Annotated in this window: 18 protein-coding genes; 6 read left to right on the plus strand and 12 right to left on the minus strand. The window is 62.1% G+C overall.

All coding sequences use genetic code 11. The features are described from left to right. Positions 1-5: 5 nt before the first annotated feature. Positions 6-458 (plus strand): DMT family transporter, encoded by a 453-nt coding sequence (locus G467_RS0113550; RefSeq protein ID WP_022970286.1) that lies wholly within the window; start codon positions 6-8, stop codon positions 456-458. Here G467_RS0113550 and G467_RS0113555 read toward each other — a convergent pair whose 3' ends face one another. Next, complete coding sequence (locus G467_RS0113555; RefSeq protein ID WP_022970287.1) at positions 459-2,081, minus strand: long-chain-fatty-acid--CoA ligase; 1,623 nt, start codon at positions 2,079-2,081, stop codon at positions 459-461. A 209-nt stretch (positions 2,082-2,290) separates the two neighbouring features. Between G467_RS0113555 and pepN the strand changes: the two genes are divergently transcribed. Together pepN and G467_RS16940 are read left to right on the plus strand one after the other, a co-directional pair. Continuing rightward, entirely contained in the window at positions 2,291-4,957 is a 2,667-nt protein-coding gene (gene pepN / locus G467_RS0113560; RefSeq protein WP_081644693.1) for an aminopeptidase N, read from the plus strand. Between the two features lie 123 nt (positions 4,958-5,080). Continuing rightward, positions 5,081-5,353, plus strand: a complete 273-nt coding sequence (locus G467_RS16940; protein ID WP_022970289.1) for a hypothetical protein — start codon at positions 5,081-5,083, stop codon at positions 5,351-5,353. Between the two features lie 15 nt (positions 5,354-5,368). On the opposite strand, the gene G467_RS0113570 is transcribed toward G467_RS16940, so the two are convergent. The 10 genes from G467_RS0113570 to G467_RS0113610 form a co-directional block, all read right to left on the minus strand. Beyond that, complete coding sequence (locus G467_RS0113570; protein WP_022970290.1) at positions 5,369-5,683, minus strand: metalloregulator ArsR/SmtB family transcription factor; 315 nt, start codon at positions 5,681-5,683, stop codon at positions 5,369-5,371. A 133-nt stretch (positions 5,684-5,816) separates the two neighbouring features. Continuing rightward, on the minus strand, positions 5,817-6,215 hold the full coding sequence (locus tag G467_RS0113575) for a hypothetical protein (protein WP_022970291.1): 399 nt from the start codon (positions 6,213-6,215) through the stop codon (positions 5,817-5,819). 180 nt (positions 6,216-6,395) lie between these two features. Next, entirely contained in the window at positions 6,396-9,548 is a 3,153-nt protein-coding gene (locus tag G467_RS17905) for a DEAD/DEAH box helicase (protein ID WP_081644694.1), read from the minus strand. Continuing rightward, complete coding sequence (locus G467_RS17910; protein ID WP_081644695.1) at positions 9,523-10,353, minus strand: Hachiman antiphage defense system protein HamA; 831 nt, start codon at positions 10,351-10,353, stop codon at positions 9,523-9,525. The genes G467_RS17905 and G467_RS17910 overlap by 26 nt, the downstream gene beginning before the upstream one ends. A gap of 294 nt (positions 10,354-10,647) precedes the next feature. Then, the gene (locus tag G467_RS0113585; protein WP_026802698.1) at positions 10,648-11,544 is read right to left on the minus strand and encodes a hypothetical protein; all 897 of its coding nucleotides are present in this window, start codon (positions 11,542-11,544) and stop codon (positions 10,648-10,650) included. Beyond that, positions 11,537-11,935: a hypothetical protein gene (locus tag G467_RS0113590; protein WP_022970293.1), complete on the minus strand. Its 399-nt coding sequence runs from the start codon at positions 11,933-11,935 to the stop codon at positions 11,537-11,539. The genes G467_RS0113585 and G467_RS0113590 overlap by 8 nt, the downstream gene beginning before the upstream one ends. Before the next feature lie 10 nt (positions 11,936-11,945). After that, positions 11,946-12,680 carry a hypothetical protein gene (locus tag G467_RS0113595; protein ID WP_022970294.1) on the minus strand — a complete coding sequence of 245 codons (735 nt, stop codon included), beginning with the start codon at positions 12,678-12,680 and terminating at the stop codon, positions 11,946-11,948. A gap of 222 nt (positions 12,681-12,902) precedes the next feature. Next, complete coding sequence (locus G467_RS0113600) at positions 12,903-13,121, minus strand: hypothetical protein (RefSeq protein WP_155844902.1); 219 nt, start codon at positions 13,119-13,121, stop codon at positions 12,903-12,905. Positions 13,122-13,177: 56 nt separating this feature from the next. Beyond that, entirely contained in the window at positions 13,178-14,137 is a 960-nt protein-coding gene (locus G467_RS0113605) for a hypothetical protein (protein WP_022970296.1), read from the minus strand. 116 nt (positions 14,138-14,253) lie between these two features. Further along, positions 14,254-15,276 carry an AraC family transcriptional regulator gene (locus tag G467_RS0113610; protein WP_022970297.1) on the minus strand — a complete coding sequence of 341 codons (1,023 nt, stop codon included), beginning with the start codon at positions 15,274-15,276 and terminating at the stop codon, positions 14,254-14,256. A gap of 177 nt (positions 15,277-15,453) precedes the next feature. On the opposite strand from G467_RS0113610, the gene G467_RS0113615 reads away from it, so the two are divergent. From G467_RS0113615 to G467_RS0113625, 3 genes are all read left to right on the plus strand, one after another. Next, positions 15,454-16,296: a class I SAM-dependent methyltransferase gene (locus tag G467_RS0113615; protein WP_022970298.1), complete on the plus strand. Its 843-nt coding sequence runs from the start codon at positions 15,454-15,456 to the stop codon at positions 16,294-16,296. Positions 16,297-16,313: 17 nt separating this feature from the next. Then, a complete protein-coding gene (locus G467_RS0113620; protein WP_026802699.1) occupies positions 16,314-16,736 on the plus strand; it encodes an MAPEG family protein in 423 nt (140 codons plus the stop codon). A gap of 120 nt (positions 16,737-16,856) precedes the next feature. Continuing rightward, on the plus strand, positions 16,857-18,071 hold the full coding sequence (locus G467_RS0113625) for a hypothetical protein (protein WP_022970300.1): 1,215 nt from the start codon (positions 16,857-16,859) through the stop codon (positions 18,069-18,071). 65 nt (positions 18,072-18,136) lie between these two features. On the opposite strand, the gene aceE is transcribed toward G467_RS0113625, so the two are convergent. Next, on the minus strand, positions 18,137-20,818 hold the full coding sequence (aceE, locus tag G467_RS0113630) for a pyruvate dehydrogenase (acetyl-transferring), homodimeric type (protein WP_022970301.1): 2,682 nt from the start codon (positions 20,816-20,818) through the stop codon (positions 18,137-18,139). Positions 20,819-20,885 lie beyond the last annotated feature (67 nt).

Genomic DNA, 20,885 nt, shown 5'->3' on the forward strand with positions numbered 1-20,885 from the left:
CTCCCATGAACTGGATCTACGCCATCCTCGCCTTCCTCGCCGGCACGATCATCCCGTTGCAGGCCCTGATCAATGCGCAGCTGGGCAAGAACACCGCCGGAGCGCTGTATGCGTCGGCCTGCTCCTTTCTGGTCGGCACGATCGCGCTGTTCGGCGTGCTGATCGTCACGCGGCAACCCTGGCCGGGCCTGGCGACGCTGGCCAAACTGCCGGCCTGGATGTGGCTCGGCGGCTTGCTCGGTGCGTTTTTCGTGAGCGTTGCGACGCTGGCGGTGCCGCGCATCGGCGCCTCGGCCCTGGTCGCGCTCGCGGTCGGCGGTCAGATGTTCGCGGCACTGGCCTACGATCGCTTCGGCGTGTTGCAGACCGCGCAGCCGATCAATGCGAGCCGGTTGCTGGGCGCAGCGCTCGTGGTCGCCGGCGTGCTGCTGGTCATGCAGCCGTGGAAGGCCCGCTGATCAGGCAAAGATCGACCCGTATTTCTCGCGCAGCGGTCCCTTCTGCACCTTGCCGGTGCCGCCGACGGGTAGTGCGTCGACGAACAGGATTTCTTCGGGCAGCCACCAGGACGCCACGCGATCGCGCAGGAACGCGAGCAGGTCGTCCTTCTCCACCGACTGCCCCGGTTTGCGCACGACGAGCATCAGCGGACGCTCGTCCCACTTGGGATGCTTCACGCCGATCACCGCAGCCAGCGCGACGGCCGGATGGCCGAGGGCAGCATTCTCCAGATCGATCGAACTGATCCACTCGCCGCCGGACTTGATGACATCCTTGGTGCGGTCGCGGATCTGCATGCGGCCATGTTCGTCGATGGTGGCGATGTCGCCGGTCGGAAACCAGCCATCCACCAGCGGCGATTCGTCGGAGCGGAAATACGCCTTGGCGATCCACTGCCCGCGCACCATCAGCTCGCCCTGCGACACGCCGTCGCGCGGCAGGGTCTGGCCGGCGGGATCGACGATCTTGATGTCGACGCAGAACAGCGACTTGCCCTGACGCGCGATGATCGCGTGCTGCTCGTCGGGCGAGAGGGATTCGTCCTCGGGCGACAGACAGCCCATCGTCGCGACCGCCGTGGTTTCGGTCATGCCCCAGCCGTGGTGCACTTCGACGCCGTAGTCGTCGGCGAATTTCGCGATGAGCGCCTTCGGCATCGCCGTGCCGCCAACGATCGTGCGATGCATCGTGGTGAACTTCAGGCCGTTCTGCTCCATGAACTGCACCAGGCCCAGCCAGATCGTCGGCACACCTGCACTCACGGTCACGCGCTCGGATTCCATGAGGCCATGCAGGCTGGCGCCATCCAGGCGCGGGCCGGGCAGCACGAGGCGCGCGCCCATCATCGGCGCGCCATACGGAATGCACCAGGCGTTGATGTGAAACATCGGCACGACCGGCAACACCGTGTCTTTCGGTGACAAGGACAGCACGCCCGGCATGGAACCGGACAGCGCGTTCAGCACCAGCGCGCGATGCGAATACAGCACGCCTTTCGGATTGCCGGTCGTGCCCGAGGTGTAGCACAGCGCCGCGCCGGCTTTTTCGTCGAACTCCGGCCAGTCGAACTGGTCGCTGCAAGGTGCGATCAAGTCTTCGTAGTTGTGCACATTCGCGACGCCTTCGATCGGCGGCGTGTTCGCGGCATCGCTCAGGCAGATCCAGGCTTTGACCTGCGGGCAGTGCGCGGCGATACCCTGGATCAGCGGCGCGAAGGTCGCATCGAACATCACCGCCGCATCCTGCGCGTGATTGATCACGTAGATCAGCTGCTGCACCTGCAGGCGCGGATTGACCGTGTGCATGATCATGCCGCTACCGGACACGCCGTAATACGCTTCCAGATGGCGGTGGTTGTTCCAGGCGATCGAGCCGACCACGTGCCCGGCCTCAAGCCCCAGGCCTTTCAGGGCATTCGCGAGCTGGCGCGAGCGCCGTGCGCAATCGCGCCAGGTGTAGCGGAACAGCGGCCCGTGCGTTTCCCGCGAGACCACCTCGACGTTCCCGTACTGCGCGGCCGCGTGCTCGATGATGGCCGAAACCAGCAGCGGGCGATCCATCATGAGGCCGGGCTGCAGCATGGGCGCATCTCCTGGGGTCGTGCCTTGGAGAATGCTACGGCGCGGGTCGCGAGGCAAACGCCGGGGTATGGAGGCGACCAGCGGCGAGGTCGCTGCATTTCGTTCGGTCGGTCACGTCCACCATGACTTATGGCAGGGCCGTCGGGCCGTCTTTCGAAGGATGGGCTGGGATAACATCGCCGCTTGCCCACGCCAGTGCGAGTGACGCCATGTCTCAGTCTGTCTCTGCCCGTTCGTCCGTGTTGCTCGGTGCGATGTTTCTCGCCGCGCTCGCGACGCCTGTTTGTGCCCAAGTCGCGACGACGGCCGGCGCGCGCGCCGATTCGCCCTATCTGAGTCAGGAAGATGCCGCGGCGCGTTCGGCTCGTGTATCGAATGTCGCGTACACGCTCGACTTCCAACTGACCGGCGAGCCGACGTTCTCGTCGACCAGCCGCATCGACTTCGACCTCAAGGACAAATCCGCGCCGCTGACCGTCGATCTGGACAAGGCGACGATCACCGCGCTGACCGTGAACGGCAAGAAGGTCACGCCGGTCTACAACCAGAGCTTCATCACCATCGCCGCGTCCGATCTGAAAGTCGGCCGCAACACGGTCAGCGTCGGCTTCACGCGCGAACACAGCACCAACGGCGAAGGCCTGCACCGCTACGTCGACAAGACCGACGGCCGCGTTTATCTGTATTCGCATTTCGAGCCGGCCGCCGCGCACCAGATGTTCGCGAGCTTCGACCAGCCCGACCTGAAAGCGACCTACACCCTGACCGCGACCGCGCCGAAGGACTGGGAAGTCATTTCCTCCACGCGCGAGACCGGCATCCAGGACCAGGGCGCCACGCGCCGCTGGACCTTCCCGGCCACGCCCAAGCTCAGCCCGTACAACTTCTCGCTGCACGCCGGTCCGTACAAGAAGTGGGAAGACAACAGCGGCAAGTACCCGATGCGCCTGTTCGCGCGCCAGTCGCTGGCCTCGCAGGTGTCGCCGGCTGACTGGTTCCGCTACACCAAGCAGGGCCTGACCTATTTCGACGAATACTTCGGCATCCCCTACCCGTTCAAGAAATACGATCAGATCCTAGTGCCGCAGTTCATCTACGGCGCGATGGAAAATGCCGGCGCGGTGACCTTCACCGAAAACCGCTTCACCAGCCCGAGCGCGATGACCGCGTCCGACCGCCAGAACCTCGCGTCGACGATCCTGCACGAGATGGCGCACCAGTGGTTCGGCGACCTCGTCACGATGCGCTGGTGGAATGGCCTCTGGCTCAACGAGAGCTTCGCGTCCTACATGGCAACGCTGGGCAGCGCGACCTCGGGTGAGTTTGCGAACCCGTGGCTGGCGCAGTACCGCAGCAAGCAGGGCGCGTACCGCACCGATGAGAGCATCACCACGCATCCGATCGAAGTGCCGGTGCCGTCGACGGCGAACGCGTTCGACAACATCGATGCGATCACCTACAACAAGGGCGCCTCGACCCTGCACCAATTGCGCCAGATGATCGGTGCGGAGACCTTCCGTCGCGGCGTGCACAACTATCTGACCGAGTTCTCGTACCGCAACGCCACGCTCGACGATTTCATCGGCGCGCTGTCGAAGGCCAGCGGCCAGGATCTGCAGCCCTGGGCGAAGGAATGGCTGTACCAGCCGGGCGTGGACAAGCTCAGCGCCGAGTTCGCCTGCAGCCAGGGCAAGATTAGCCGCTTCACGCTGCAGCAGTCGGCCGCGAATGCCGCGAACCCGACCCTGCGCTCGCAGCTCGTGCAGGTCGGTCTGTTCAATCTCGTCGACGACAAGCTCACGCTGTCGAGCAAGCAGGCCGTGACTTACACCGGCGCCAGCACCGACGTGCCGCAGCTCGTCGGCCAAGCCTGCCCGGATCTGGTGTATCCGAACCTCGATGACTGGGGCTTCGTGAAGGTCGTGCTCGACGCGAAATCCTTCGCGACCGCGCGCACGCACCTGTCCTCGATCGAAGACCCGCTGCTGCGCTCGATGATGTGGCAGAGCCTGAGCGACGGCCTCATCGATCGCCGCCTGAGCCTGGAGGAGTTCATCCTCACCACGCTCGCGAACGCGCCGAAGGAAACCGACTACACCCTGCTGCGTCAGGCGCTCGGCAACATCGGCACGGGCAAGGGCTATCTGCGCACGTTCGCGGCGGGCACGGCGATCGATCGCCGCCTCAGCGCGAACATGGAAAGCGTCGTCTGGGCCGGCCTGCTCGCCGACCGCGGCAACCGCGACCGCGCGCGTTCGTGGCTCGACACCTACATCGACATCGCCAGCAGCGATGCCGCGATCGCGCGTCTGGGCGACATCCTCAACGGCAAGGTCGATGCCGGCGGCGTCGAGATCGATCAGGACATCCGCTGGTCGATCATCGAGCAGCTCAACCACATCAATGTGCCGGGCAGCGAGGCGCTGATCGCGCAGGAAACAGCGCGCGACAAGAGCGAGAGTGGCCAACTCGCGGCCCTGGGCGCGACCGTGCTGCGTCCGGACGCGGCGACCAAGGCGACGTGGCTGGCGAAGATCCAGTCGCTCGACAACAGCGAACCCTTCTCGCGCCTGCGCGTGGCGATGGGCAACCTGTATCCGGGCGGCCAGAACGCGCTCGCGGAAGCCAGCGCCGCCCAGCGCCTGGCCACGCTCGCCGACATCGACAAGAAAGCCGACCGCGTTTTCATGCGTACCTACGCCGGCACGATGATCCCCTCGAACTGCACCCCGGCCAGCGTCGACCGCCTCGCCCAGGCGATCGCCGCCAACCCGGACCTCAGCGCCGGCACCCGCCGCTCGCTGCTGCTGCGCCACGAGAACGACGTGCGCTGCGTCGCGATCCGCGCGGCGTTTGATCAGTCGCAGAAGAAGTAAGCGTCATCGCAAACGAGAAAGGGCCGGCTTGTGCCGGCCCTTTTTTATTGGGGTCAGAGTACCTTTTCGGAAAACGTACACTGACCCCGGTTGTTCTCTCCCCAACATCCCAGGCCAGCGACGATGACCCAGCTCCACCCGGATTCGACCGTGGACATTCGCTCCGGCGACATCTACGAAGACAGCGCTTTCCATCCCTGCCTGTGCATCGGAATCGAGGACGGCATGGCCTGGGGCATTTCTCTCATCGACGGCAGCTATCCGCGCAACGCGGATCTGCACATGAGCGGGGTGCGCAAGCTCACGCCTGCGCAGGCGTGGGAGTGGAAGCAGTTGGGTGTGGAAAAGGTGGCGGAGATCTACTTCGCCGAAGTGGGCATGGACCCCGGGCGCTGACGCCGGGAAAACTACCTAGACGCCCTTCGCCTTCTTCGCCGCCTTACTCTCCCGCTTCAACGGCCCCGCGACGGGGCAGACCGTCATCGCGAATTGCGAGAGGGTGTTGACGAGGTTGTCGGGATTGAGGCGGTAGACGACGTACTGGCCGCGGCGTTCGCCGGTGATCAGGCCGGCGTTTTCGAGCACGGACAGGTGGCGGGAGATCGAAGGCGCGCTCATCGCGAAACGTGCGGCGATGTCGCCGGCCGGCAGCTCCTGTTCCGACAGGTAGGCCAGGATCTGGCGTCGGGGCGAGGACGCGAGGGCTTCGAAAATCTTGTCGCTCATGCGCTTGGGGCGGGGCCTGGTCGGAGTCGCGTTGCTGCGGCGTGTGGTTGGGTCATAGCGTAGCAAGTCCGGATGCGGGAAAACGCGAACCCCGCGACGGCGCGTGCCGGCGCGGGGCATTCATCACAAGGCCTCAGCGCGGCAGCGGCGGCGGCGTGACCCTCGGACCGTTCTGATACTCGTTGGTGCGCACCCAGCCACTGACCGTGCGACCGAAGCGGGCGATCATGATCATGTTGAAGAAATGCATGCCGCCCAGCACCAGCACCGACACGCCGATCTTGCTGCCCACATACGGGATCAGGCCGACCTGGTCGAGGTTCCAGCCGTCCAGGCGCACGCCGATGAAACCCAGATTGATTAGATAGAACCCGACCACGAGCAGGTGATTGGTCGACTTCGCCAGCACCTCGTCCTGCCCAAAGCATTTGACGAGAAACACCTCGCCGTTCTTCGACAGGGTGTGCGCGACCCAGATGGTCATCGCGACAGAAACGACCAGGTAGGTGAGATAGCTCATTTCTACGTCCATGGCGGTACTCCTGAGGTTGAAATCGAATGCTTGCTTCGCACATATGCTAAATGGCTAATTATGCAAAGTCAACCACAATCAAAGACCCTCGGATACCTGGCGGCGAGCCCAAAAGTCATAGATCACCTCGGCGACCTGTCTGAGCGAAATTCCGCTCCAATAGACATGAATTCTACCAAGCTAGCCTGTACTCAAAGATTTCAGTACATAAAGAAAAAATGCCGGAAATACTTCAAGCTCTCGCTCAAAAAATGCGAAGTTATCCCGCAATAGCTCTTTCATAGAATCAAGAGTGGGGATTTCGCCTTTGACTCGCGACGCCAAATGGGTCGCAACAACTCGTTCCGAGAACCCGGCCTCAAAGAAGGCGATGGCGTTCTGCGAATTCAATCCATACTTCAACATCTTCTGGAGTCGCTCCAGATGAACAGCGCCGTCGCCTGAGCCTTCACTTCTTGTTTGAATTGACTCCAAAAGAGCGGCAACTACCAGTTGAACTTCAAAACCAAATGACTGTTCGCAAAGCCCAACAATTTCGTCGATCTTGTACTCGCGGAATTTTCTGCCATATGGATATTTGACGCCTAAGGCCTGAGAAAGCCGAAATATCTCTTCAAAAGTATCACCCTCAATCCAACGCTCGGCAATCTCCAAAATCGCTCCCGCCGGAAGACTTGAACTCAGCCGGGATGAGCTCACCGACGACTCAAGGAGAGGCCAAACAGCCCTTAACATCGCTCTTGGCGAATCAACGCTAAGAATAGTTTCAGCGTGGGAATCTGCCCAAATGTTTATGGAAATTGAAGCATCGACACCCAAGAGAGTTCGACCATAGCGCCGCCGCACATCGACATCTGGAACATGCGTCTCAATGTGTGCGGCCATAGTATCGAAAAGACTCAATAGCGCGGCTTTCTCGGAATCATTGGCGAGACTGTATGCGAGCGTCTCAGCTGCCAGACGATTTGCAATTGTCCCTATATCTTCATCTTGGGTAGAACTGGACATTAGGAAGCTCTCTAAAGCAGCGACTAGCTCCATCCTAAACTCGACCTCGGAAACTACCGACTGCGGGTCGAATCCCGCCTTAGCCAATACTTGGGATTGGCTTCGCACGTACTCCAAAACACCTGTCCTTTCTTGCACAATTTGATTCAGGAAGCCCAAAGGAGATGGGCCCAGTGTCCTAGTCCTATCAGAGTTGTATATTGGGGAAAGGACGCTCAGCAAAGTGCTTTCCGTTGGTTCTGTATTGTCAGGGTGCAAGAGGGACTGAACTTCATTCCACCTCCATACTTCAGCACCGTCTCTTCTTCCATCAAAAACTTTCTCATCGGTGAAAATTACGGTTCCTTCGCCATGAATTCCTGCTCGTCCCGCACGACCCATGAGATTGTGAAAATCTCGAGTTTTTATCCGACCAGTTCCTTGTCGGGTACCCGTGATTAGAAGGTAGCGGATAGGCAGATTGACGCCCTGCGCTAGCGTGGAAGTACAGGCAATGAACCGAATATCTCCATTTCGCATCGCGAACTCAATGGCGACTCGGAGCCCGTGCGGCGTGTCCGAATGATGGCCAAACATCCCCAGTGCCGCTGCTTGAGTCAAATAGCTTTCTTCGCCGAAATTCCTGCGATATAAGCTAACCAGCTTGGAAAGTTCTTCCTGTCGACAATGCACGGACGGGGGCTCAACATTTGGCTGACGACTGAAAACGTCCAACGCGTCACGCAGCGCTCTCGACACTGAAGCCTTTAGACCGCAGAAAAGCGCAACCGCTCCGTTGGGAACAAGTGTAGCTGCCAGAAAAATGGCTATGGAAGTAGAGTCTCCGCGCTCTGGAAAGAGTCTTTGCCGCCTCTCTTTTCCCTTGAGAATAAGCGGCAGGCCCTCCAATACCTTGGGAACCATGAAGCTCTCGCTATCAGCATCCGGGTCTGCATAGCTGATGCCTCCGCTCTCACCGCGCCAGCTAGCATACGCAATTGTTCGTTGCGTCTGAATGTTGGTATCTCTCACAACTGAGTCTTTTGAATTCAGAAGCCATTCCGACAGCGCCTCAGGATTCTGAATGACTGCAGATATCAGCACCACTTGCGTTGACTTTTGCACCAAACCCTTAATCGATGTAACTAGGAGCTCATAGGTAACTCCACGCGTCCCTGTATCGAACTGATGTCCTTCATCATAGACAATTAGCCCTATCTGCTGAGCAAGCTCCGGCTTGTGCCTCAGAATGTACAACAGCTTCTCCGGGGTAAGAACCAATACCGCCGGCGTTTGTTCCGGCATTGCTTCCGAGAAGTCAAGGAATTCAAATATCCCTTCCAAATAGTCAACTTGAATTACGTCACTGACCTGGTTTACTTGGTAGGCGTCGTCGCTAAATTCTTCACGCAATGCAGCTGCAATCTCGGAACAAAGAGCTCGGAATGGTGCTACGACAACTGCGAGCTTCGCTCTTCTAGAAAGGAAAGCGCTGCGCACAACCAGTTCAATAGCCTTTGTCTTTCCAGCACTTGTCGGCATCTGGACGATCGCCGACGCGCCCGCATACACACCTGCACCTCCCAGCAATTTCTGCGACGGCCACAACTCGGGCAAACTCCTTTCTTTGACGAAGTAGGAATGCCATTCAGAGGACTGAATCCTGGAAAGAGCAGGAAGTAGCTTTCTGGCCGAATTTGCTAACCTCTCTCGCGCAACCGCGCAGAATAGGTCACCTAGAAGCAGATCTTCGGAATTGGAGTTGCTGTATAGGTTCTTACGAAAGAAAGACATTTCTTCTATAACAACATCATCACTCTTCTTTCCAGATATCGAAAGATGGATCGATTCACAGATACTGGATATTCCTACGCCTCTTGGAAATCCCGCGACCCAAGGCTTCGCCAGGAGCCACGCCAAACCCAGCTCAACTTCACCAACCTCACTACCACCTTCGAAGGCGTAACGATCGAACATTACTTTTGAAATACCTGGCATCGCAGCTAGGTAGTAGGCTGCCGAGCTGAGAAGGTGGAGGGACCGGTTGAGATCAACACAACGCATTGACTCCGCGTGCATCCACAGCACCCGAGCATGAAATAGCAGGTCATATCGTTCATCGTTGTCTAGTGCTTGGACGTCACTTAGTCGCCGCCTAGAAATTCCAGCCGCGATGTCGCCAAGAGTAGCGATTGCGGGTGTAAAAAGACGCTCCGGAACAACCACGTTGGAGACTGTATCGTAGTACTCGACAGGCACTCGATACTCAAACATTTTCGCTTGAGATCTAACCATCGAAGCAACTTGCCTGTTGATCCGACTAGGCTTCATCAGCTGCTCTCGCATATATCTTATTGGCAATCTTCATCAAATCTTTCGCATGAACGACCAGCAGCTTTAAACCAGGCCTATTCCTGTGCGTTGCGCAATCTGTAGTCGCACCGATGCTAGTGGCATCAAATACTGAACCGCAGAACACAGCTGCGGCTATTGTCACGTCAACATATGGATTGCCAAGCGGATCCTGAAAGCGACTGATCTTCGCTGCAAGCTCGTTTTCCCCCGTTTCAATGAAGCGCTGTTTGACTGCGTTCAACGTCTCGGCCTTCCTGAACTCATCTCTTTCGGATGCCTTCACGGCATCTTGCAACCTCGGTTTCGCTTTCTTTCCCGACATCTGAGCCTTTACCTCAGCAGTTGCTAGCTCATCGTTTGGTGATGAAACGGATTCATCCATTTGGCGAATTCCGATGACGTCGACTCCTTTGGCAGACTCGTCGCGAACTTGTTTCGCAGCGAATCGAGTTCGAGGCACCCAATAGGCGAGGTGATGCTCCAGCAAGTCTGAGACTAGAATTTCAGCGAAATCTCCGGATCTAACGGCCGGGCCAAGCCTTGAACTTTTGTCCGGAAACACAAGATTGACTAGATAGTCTCTTCTGGAACTCTCAAATGGCGTGCCAGCCTTCATTCGATCTATTAAGGCATCGTCGCAATAATGGCGACGAAAGTGAGCCGCCCACTCGCTCCATGCAGCTTCGTCAGCATCGACATAGCTTAGCTCCCAAGTGTCGACGGGCAATCCATCACTGGATGCAATTTTTGCGGTAGTCAGGCCTAGCCATTTGATATGACCGGGAGGCGTTGCCATATTCAGCCACTCCCAAATAAATGCGGCTTTGACATCAGCTAGGCCCTATGAAAGGTTGACGGACATCTTCGTAGCTCCTTGGCGGACTATGCTCCCAGAATTGGAATGTGGCCAGACTGCCTCATCCAACACTCGCATAGACAAGGGGCTAGCTGCCGCCCCAACTCGTTCCGTCAATCTCACATTTTGTTGTGCAACCACTTTCTAGATTCGTCTTCAATTGCTTGTTCGCCTGAAGTGCCATTTTGGCATTCCACTTGTTTCCAGTAGAAAAATCAGAAATAGCCGCCTAATTCACATCGGCACATCAGACACCGGACAATCATCATCCGTCAGATTGCTGTCCGGATCAGTGAACGAAAACGGCGCCGACTCCGTCGATCGCCCATGGATCGCGGTCTCCTCAATGAACAGACCAATGCGCTCCGTCTGCTGGCCATAGCCGAATTTGCCTTTCAGGGTGACGTAGTCGCCGACCTGGACGTTGACGCCGTCTTCGGAGTCTTCGACTTCGATGTCGGTGCCGGCCGCGGCGCCGGCGTGGCCGCCGGCCATCATGCCGCCGAACACGAAGGCTGCGCCGATGAGGGCGGCAAGCAATAGCGCGAACAGGCAGCCGATGACGGAGCTGCAGGCGATCGCCGCGACGACGGCGATCGCGACGAGCACGCCGGCGACACCGCCGATCGCCGCGCCCGCGAGCGCACCCTTGGACGCATTGCACAGCACTTCGGAGTAGTAGTAGCAGACGATGTACGGCGAGTGGCGGCCGGTTTCGATGCACCAGGCGCCCGCCGGCGGATTGGTCTGCTCGGTCTCGGCTTCCATGAGGAAGGGCCAATAGCTGCTCTTGCACACGAGTTGCACGCTGGGATGGCTTTCCATCCACGGCAGCGCGGCATCGCCGCCGTCCACACCGGGGTCGACGGCATTGACGACACCGGCGATGCAGCCTTTCATCGTGCCGGCTTCGCAGGTGGCGGTCGGGACCAATGCGATCAGGACGATGATGCCGCCGATAAAAGCGGCGCCCCCGGCCAGACCTCCCGACAGACCCACGATGGTCTGCGAGATCTCATCGGCGAAAGTCGCGATGATCGGCGTGAGCACAATCGGGATCGCTGAAAAGGCGACGGCCCAACCGATGGGGTTGGTCGGCATTTCCTGCAGGCAAGGCGGCTTGTTAGACATGGTGCACCTTCCGCGGACGGCAAAGCAGGCAGGCCAGCTTGCCGAGGATCAGGCCAAGGAGTGCGCCCGGCACGGTCGCCACCGCTTGCAAGGCAGGGAACAGGACGATCAGCAGCACCAGCAATGCGGCGATCGCGAGCGAAAGCAGGCAGATCATCAGCAGCGTCGGCACGTACACGCCGAAGCGCGCGATGACGAAGAACCAGCCGAACAGCGACGCACCCGCCGCGAGCAGCAGCACGACGCGCCAGCGATCATCGGGCGGCAGCGCGTGGTGATGCATCTGCCCCAGGAGCACGAGCATCGCGCCGCAGAACATGCCAAGCAGCAGGCCGAGCACGACGCAGAGCGACAGGCTCTTGAGGAATTTGGACAGGGCGGATGGGGCCACGGGTGCGCTCCTAGTCGTGAACCAGCAGGTTCCAGGTGACGCCGTCGAGGAAGCCCGGCGCCGAACCAATCAGAGTGGCCTCCAGGTCGAGCGCCTGCTGGTCCGTGCCATGGATCGTCGGCGACACCACGACACCGACGGTCACCGCCTGCTGCTCCCCCGCCGCGAGCGTGATGCTGGCGGGCGCGTTGATGGTGACGCCGGCGCTGGCGTAACTGCGCAATTGGATCGTCGCCGTGGCTTCGGTCGGATTGCGGACCGGGCACTCGAAGCTGAGAACGCGCCCTTCATCCACCGTGCGGATGCGCGCGACGTTGTACGAGCAGCGATTGTTGCTTTCGTCCTTGTCGTGCGGATGCAGCAGCTCGACATGCAGGCCGGGCGGACGCATGAGGTCCTGCGGAAAATTCTCCGGTATCAGGATGCGCACTTCGCCGGCGGCACCAGGCGGCAGCGACAGGATCGCCATCGGCAATGCCTCGCGCACGAGGCCGATGCCGAAGCGCGACGTGCTCGCGCGCACCGTGATGTTGATCGCCTGTGCTTCGCCGATGTTGCGCGGCTTGGCGATGAGCGTTGGAAAGAAGTGCGAGCTCTGCCCGCCTTGCTGCTGCTCCCACTCGCCGCCGACCCACAGGCACCGCAGGTCTTTCGGATCCCAGGTGGGCACCTGCCCCGCCGCGACGACGAGTTCCTGGCTGTAGATCGCCGGGTCGGGACGCTTCGGCGGATCCTTCAGCGGCATGCTCGACGCGGAAGACACGCAGCGGCAACGTTTGCGCGGCGGATGACACCAACTACCCAACCACGCAGCGAGATGGGAAACCTTGGCCATAGGCGTTGTGAACACCTGGGAGGAATGCGAGGGAGTCGCCGGTCACGGATGACCGACACGTGTCGTTCGCAAATTCCAACGCCGGGAAAAGACAAAGGCGGCCAGCAGCCGCCGGTCCGATGCCGTGAAAGGCTAACCGCGCTCCATCCAGTCCCGGCACCACTGCGGTGGCTGGAGCTTTTTCTTTGCGACATCGCTGCGCGCGCGCGATCCGGTGTCCGGTCCACCGGTGGTTTTCGTTCCTGCGGTTTCGTGATCGTACGCCGTCGGTCGACGCAGCCAGCCGATGACCAGCGCGAAGCACAGGAACAACACGATCTGCAGGGTCTCTCGATTCATTAGAGCGGACATGGGTGTGAACCTCGATGAGGCGGCGGCACGCTGGCCGCCGCCAGGTTTTGTTTTGATCAGGCAACCGCCGCGAGCAGCGGCGCGAGCGCTGTGCCGATGCGATCCATCTGCGCGGGCGTGACCAGTTCGGCGAGCACGCTCTGGAAGCGCGGTTCCTGCACGCCGGAGACGATGTACTGCCAGCGATACGCGGCCAGGGTTTCGGCTTCGAGGACCGCGAGCTCTTCGGACGAGAGCTGACGCGGCACGATCTCGGCGAAGTATGCGACGTCGGCGCGCGCCTGCGGCTGCAGGATGCCGTCGACGGCGCCAACGAGGGCGATGAGATCGTCGACCGCCGCGTCGCGCTGGGACGGCGTCATCTGCGCATCCACACGTCGCCATTCCAGCTCGTCGAGGATCGCGTGCTGCGATTCTTCGCGCCAATGGAACAGGAACACATCCTTGTACAGCTCCGACAGCGACTCGTCGGGCGCGATGCTCTGACGGTAATGCGTCTGGGTAAACAGCTCGATATGGCAGGTCAGGGCCAGCACCGCCCAGGTGCTCGATCCGAGCACGGCGTGCGCGACGGCGTTGGGATCGGCCGTGCAGACATAGCCCTTGGGCATGAACGCGCCGATCAGCATTTCGATGCGGCGGAACAATTCCTGGTGCTTGATCTCTTCGTCGCTGAAACGAACCAGCGCTTCCAGTGCGGTCTGGTCGCCGAACCAGTGATGCTGGCTCAGCTCCAGCATCTTGGCATTGATGAAGCGCTCGACCAGACCAAAGATGTTGGCGTAGGTGCGGCCCTGGATGTGGCTCATCATGCGGCGTTCGGTCGGATTGCGCAGGCTCGAACGATCGAGGCGGCTCAGGCCGTCGGGCAGGAACTTGGTATTGAAATCGAAACGCCGGCCCTTGATGACATCGCGGTCGATTTCCCAGCGCACGCGCTTGGAGACTTCGATGACTTTGGCGTAGCGGCTGGATTCGGTAGCGGTGTGGGCGGTGTCGGTAGCAACAGCATTCATGGGAGAAATCCTTGGTCGATGGGGAGTGGCGCTAGTGCGATGCCATTGTTCCGGCACACCCACTTGCCACGCTCCACCGGGCGTCCTGCCCGTTTGTCCCGGAATCCGCCGATGACTCAGGCAGCGACCGATTGCCCCTGTTTGCGTCGCCACGTGGCCGGCGGCATGCCCACCATGCGTTTGAAGGCGCGGCCAAACGCCGCCTCGGAATCGTAACCACTGCGCAGCGCGATCGACAACACGCTCGACTGGCTTTCGCGCAACATGCGCGCGGCCAGTTGCATGCGCCACTGCGCGAGATACTGGATCGGTGGCAAACCGACCAGGGCGACGAAACGTTCGTGCAGGGCCGAACGCGACAGGCCGACCTGATTGCCGAGCTCGTCGATACTCCAGTCGGCCGCGGGATTTTCGTGCAGCAGCGACAGGGCGCGACCGACGAAACGATCGCGCAATCCGGCCAACCAACCGGTCGAGGCGTCGGGCATTTCATCGATGTGGCGGCGGATCGCGTCGACGAACATCATCTCGCTCAGGCGTTCGAGCAAGGCTTCGCTGCCCGGGCGCCGGCTGCCGGATTCGGAGGCCGCCAGCTGCGCGAACTGCGCGCCCCAGGTCGTGCCGGCACTGGCGGGCAGATGCAACAGCCGCGGCAAAGTCGCGAGCAGCGGATTGAAGGGCCGGCGGTCGCAGCCGATGAAGCCGCAAATCAGCGAGGTACTGACTTCGTAGTCCTTGCCTGGTTCGCCGCCGCAGGACGGCGGCCCCGGAATCGGCATCCGCTCTTGCGCGACGCGGAACGGCCGATTGTGCAGTTGCATCTCCCGCGTCCAGTCGGCGCCGGGATCCGCGCGCAGCCCCGGCGCGCTCGACACCACATGCGGGTCGCCCTGCGGCAGGATGATGATGTCGCCTTCGCGCATGCGCAGCGGCGGCTCGCCCTGCACCGCGATCCAGCATTCGCCGCGCGTGACCACGTGGTAGTCGATGACCTGGTCGACTTCGGGCATCACCATCGCGGCGATGTCGCGCGAACCCGGCGCTTGGGCCAGCCATTGGCCGCCGCAGGCCAGGTCGAAGAACATCGAGCTGCGCAGGCGCACGGTGCGCAGCACATCCGAAAGCGTGTCGTGGCTCATGGGCGCACCTCCCGGGGAGGGATTCTCCCGACGGCCGATTCTGGCAGAGCCGCCGCCGGCGTCGCTACGCCGGGGCGGCAGTTCCGGACGCCGGGAAGAATGGCGAGGCGTTTCGGTCAAGCCGCGGCGCGGGGCGCGACGAACAATGGCGGCGAGCCCTCCCACCCGGAAACCGTCATGTCCTCGTCCACCGAGAAACCCCGCCCCATCGCCGTGCCCAAGCCCGATTTCACCGCCGTCAAACAGCGTCAGCAAGCCACCTGGGCCAGCGGCGATTTCGCCGTGATCGGTACGACCCTGCAGATCGTCGGCGAAACCCTGGCCGAGGCCGCCGATATTCGTGCCGGCGAGCTCGTGCTCGATGTCGCTGCCGGCAATGGCAATGCCAGTCTCGCGGCGGCGCGGCGTTTCGCCCAGGTCACTTCCACCGACTATGTGCCGGCCCTGCTCGCCCGCGGCGCCGAGCGCGCACGCGCCGAGGGACTGAACATCCGCTTCCAGACCGCCGACGCCGAGGCGCTGCCGTTTCACGACGGCAGTTTCGATACCGCGTTGTCGACATTCGGCGTGATGTTCACGCCCGACCATGCGCGTGCCGCCGACGAGCTGATGCGCGTGGTGCGCGTCGATGGTCGCATTGCCCTGGCCAACTGGACGCCGGAAGGTTTTGTCGGCCGCCTGTTCGAGGTCATCGGCCGGCGACTGCCGCCGCCTCCGGGCGTGGACTCGCCGGCACTCTGGGGCACGGAGCCGCATATCGTGCGTCTGTTCGGTCGGCAGGCCTTCGATATCCGTTGCGAGCGGCGGATGTTCCATATGCGCTACGCGTCGGCCGCGCACTGGCTGCAGGTGTTCCGCGATTTCTACGGCCCGACCCACCAGGCGTTCGCGGCGCTCGATGCCGCCGGTCAGCAGTCTTTGGCGGCCGACATCACCGCGCTGCTCGAAAGCATGAATATCGGCGGCCCGGAGTCGCTGGTGGTTCCGGCAGAATATCTACAGGTCGTCATCGTCAAATGACTGGCCAGGAGAACGTCATGTCCTTCCCGCTCTGGATGCTGTTGGGCTTCGCGATGTGGACCGCCGCGATCCTGGTGTTCGCCATCGGCACGTACCGCTTCAGTCACATCTTCACCGGTCGCGCCGGCATGGCCTCGTTCCCCGCCGACGGTCGCGACGGTGCGGCCTGGTACCAGCGCGCGATGCGCGCACATGCCAACTGCGTGGAAAACCTGCCGCTGTTCACCGTGGTGGTGTTCGCCCTGCAGGCGAGCGGCATTTCCAGCGGCACCGCCGATGCCCTAGCGGGGGCCGCACTGGCGGCGCGCATCGTGCAGTCGCTGGTGCATATCTCCTCGGTGCAAACCGACTGCATCGTCACGATCCGCTTCACGTTCTTCTTCGTGCAGCTGCTGTGCTTCGTCGGCATCGCGGGCATCGTGTTCGCCCAGCTCCGGTAGCGGCCAGCCCGCGGGGGCGCCGATAGTCTGCCCAACTTGTGGGCCATGCCGGCAGGCGCGATCCTTGGGAACAATGCCTGTCTCGTGCCGACCCCGGCGCATCCACCAAGGACGGCCGCTGTGCGCGCATTCTTCCTGTTGCTGCTGTTGTTGCCTTGCGGTGCGATCGCCGCCGAGCCCGCGCCGGTCAAAGGCTCGCTGACCCTGCGCCATGTCTCGGCCGATGTCTGGCAGGCGGACTACCGTTTCAGCGAGGCCGTGGATGCGGTGGACTTCGGTCCGGCGGTCGTGAATTTCCGCCGCGAGGCCTGGACCGTGGCCACGCCGGGTGTCGAGCTCGCCGGCGATGCGGACAACGAACTCCTGCGCAGCACCGGCGCGCCGTTCAAGTCTTTGCGCGTCGCCGTGCACCAGTACAACCCCTGGGCGCACAACGCCTACGTGCCGATGGACCGCCACAGCGACGGCGGCACGGCGATCTATCTGGGCCACTTCATGGGCCGTGTGAAACAGCACGGCGCGGAGCGCGCCCTGTTGCTACATATCCGCCTGCAAGGTCTGCGCGGCGAGACGACCTTCCTGCCCGAAGAAGCCAATCGCGACCTCGGCGTCTACGCGTATTTCGGCCCGCAGAAGATTCCTGCGACCGGCGCCCTGCGCGTGCTCATCGATCCGGCGACGCCCGCGTGGATCCGCGAATCGCTGGCCGAAACCGCTTCGAAGCTCGCCGTCGTCTATGCGCGCGAACTCGGCCGCCCCGCGCCGGCGACGCTGGCGCTGATCGTCGGTGCCAACGGACTCGCGAAACCGGGTTACTCGATCAAGGGCGGCGCGATGCCCGGCCAGATCGTCTACACCCTGGAAGGCAGCGACCTGGCGAAGGGCTCGCCGCAGGGCCGTCATCGCATGCAGCAGCTCGCGGCGCACGAACTCGCGCATGTCTGGCAGATGCAGGTCGCGCGCGGCGGCATCGGCGACACGCAGCCCTGGGTGCATGAAGGCGGCGCCGAAGTCCTGTCGCTGCAGGCGCTGGAAGCGGCGGGCATGTGGACGCATGCCGAGGTCGTCGAGCTGACAACCAAAATGCAGGGCGAATGCCGCGAGTCAGAAGCCAAGCACGCCGCGGATCCGTCGCTGCCCTTGGTCTGGCGCGAGCACTACACGTGCGGGCTGATGCGATTCGGAGCGACGGGCGTGGATGCGTTCACGCTGTGGAAGCGCCTGATGGCGCGCACGGAAGCGACCGGCGAGCCGTACTCGGAATCGATGGTCGAGGCCGTGGTCGCGGAAGGCGCGGGTTCGGCGCAGGCGACGTCGGCCAGTCCTCAGGAGTAACTATCGCGACACCCACAAAAAGGGCGGCCCTGGGCCGCCCTTTCTTTTTGCGATGATCGCGCCGATCACACGCCGATCGGATTGCTCTTCTCGGGATCGATCTTGTACTGCTTGATCGCGCGGGCGACGTCCTTCGCGCTCATCTTGCCTTCGGCCGCCAAGGCCGCGATCGCGGCGTGCGCGATGTAGTAGCGGTCGACTTCGAAGAAGCGGCGCAGGTTCGCGCGCGTATCCGAGCGGCCGAAGCCGTCGGTGCCGAGCACGGTGTAGCGCGCGGGCACGAAGGCGCGGATCTGATCGGCGAACGCACGCACGTAATCGGTCGCGGCGATGACCGGACCGGTGCGGCCTTCCAGGCATTGCGTGACATAGGCCTTGCGCTGCTCGGCTTCCGGATGCAGACGGTTCCAGCGTTCGGCGTCGAACCCGTCGCGACGCAGTTCATTGAAGCTCGGGCAGCTCCAGATGTCGGCGCTGATGCCGAAATCCTTGTCGAGCAGTTCCGCCGCCGCGATCGCCTCGCGCAGGATCGTGCCGCTGCCGAGCAGTTGCACGCGCAGCTCGCCCTTCTTGGCCTTGCCCGCGTCCTTCAGCAGATACATGCCCTTGAGGATGCCCGCTTCCGCACCCGCCGGCATTTCCGGGTGGGTGTAGTTTTCGTTCATCAAGGTCAGGTAGTAGTACTCGTCGCGCTGCTCGGTGAGCATGCGCTTCATGCCGTCCTGCACGATGACGGTGACTTCGAAGCCGAAGGTCGGGTCATACGATTTGCAGTTCGGAATCGCGCCGGCGAGCAGATGCGAGTGGCCGTCTTCGTGCTGCAGGCCTTCGCCGTTGAGCGTGGTGCGGCCCGCGGTCGCACCGAGCAGGAAGCCGCGCGCGCGCATGTCGGCGGCCTGCCAGGCGCTGTCGCCGATGCGCTGGAAGCCGAACATCGAGTAGAAGATGTAGAACGGCAGCATCGGCTGGTTGTTGGTGGAATAACTCGTCGCCGCCGCGAGCCAGCTGCTGAACGCGCCCGCTTCGGTGATGCCTTCTTCCAGCACCTGGCCGGCGGTGTCCTCGCGGTAGTACATCAGCTGGTCGGCATCGACCGGCTTGTACTTCTGGCCGAACGGCGCGTAGATGCCGATCTGTCGGAACAGGCCTTCCATGCCGAAGGTGCGCGCTTCGTCGGCGACGATCGGCACGACGCGCGGACCGACATCCTTGTCGCGCAGGATGATGTTGAGCGTCTGCACGAAGCTCATCGTCGTGCTGATCTCACGCTCGCCGGAGGATTTGAGCAGGCGGTCGAACGCGCTGAGCTCGGGCACCGGGAAACTCTGGTCGGCTTTCGCGCGGCGCTGCGGCAGCGAGCCGCCGCGGGCTTCGCGACGCTGCTTGAGGTACTGGATCTCGGGCGAGTCGTTGCCCGGATGGAAGAACGCGAGGCTCTCGAGCTGGTCGTCGCTGATCGGCACCTGGAAACGGTCGCGGAAGATCTTCACCGCTTCGGTGTCGAGCTTCTTGGTGTTGTGCGTGGGATTGAGCGACTCGCCGGCCGCGCCCATGCCGTACCCCTTCACCGTCTTGGCGAGGATCACGGTCGGCTGGCCCTTGTGCGCAACCGCTGCGGCATACGCGGCGTGCACCTTGTGCGGATCATGGCCACCGCGGTTCAGGCGACGGATGTCCTCGTCGCTGAGGTTGGCGACGAGCGCCTTGGTCTCGGGATACTTGCCGAAGAAATTCTCGCGCGTGTACGCGCCACCGAAGGCCTTGCAGTTCTGGTATTCGCCGTCGACGGTTTCCATCATGAGCTTGCGCAGCATGCCGGAGTTGTCGCGCGCCAGAAGCGGATCCCAGTAGCTGCCCCAGATGACTTTGAGCACGTTCCAGCCGGCACCGCGGAAGCTGCCTTCGAGCTCCTGGATGATCTTGCCGTTGCCGCGCACCGGACCGTCGAGACGCTGCAGGTTGCAGTTGACGACGAAGCACAGGTTGTCGAGGCCTTCGCGGCCGGCGAGCGCGATCGCGCCGAGCGATTCCGGTTCGTCGGTTTCACCGTCGCCCAGGAAGCACCAGATCTTGCGATCCGTCTTGGGCATGAGGCCGCGGCCTTCGAGGTATTTCCAGAAGCGCGCCTGGTAGATCGCGCTGATCGGGCCAAGGCCCATCGATACGGTCGCAGTCTGCCAGTAGTTCGGCATCAGCCACGGATGCGGATACGAGCTGATGCCCTGGCCGTCGACTTCCATGCGGAAATTGTCGATCTGGCTTTCGCTGATGCGGCCTTCGAGGAAGGAGCGCGCATAGATGCCCGGCGAGCTGTGGCCCTGGATGTACAGCAGGTCGCCCGGGTGATCGGCGGACGGGGCGCGCCAGAAATGGTTGAAGCCGACGTCGTAGAGCGTTGCGCTGGAAGCGAAGCTGGCAATGTGGCCGCCGAGTTCGCCGGGCTTGCGGTTCGCGCGTACGACCATCGCCATCGCGTTCCAGCGGATCATGGAACGGATGCGCCATTCCATCGCCGGGTCGCCGTCCATCGGCGGTTCGAGATGCGCGGGAATGGTGTTGATGTATTCGGTGGTCGGTTGGAACGGCAGCTGCGCACCGGCGCGGCGGGTCAGTTCGACCATGCGCTCGAGCAGGTGATGGGCGCGCTCGGGACCGTCGTGGTCGAGTACCGCCTTGAGGGATTCGATCCACTCGCGGGTTTCTTTCGGATCCGCGTCGGTGTCCAGGATGTCGTTCAGCCAGCTCATTGCGATCCTCTTTCACCACGCGTCGGGCGCGGCGCTGTGTCGGTCGTAGGAACTGGCAAGTTTAGCG

The organism is Arenimonas oryziterrae DSM 21050 = YC6267, from assembly GCF_000420545.1.
Lineage (GTDB): Bacteria > Pseudomonadota > Gammaproteobacteria > Xanthomonadales > Xanthomonadaceae > Arenimonas > Arenimonas oryziterrae.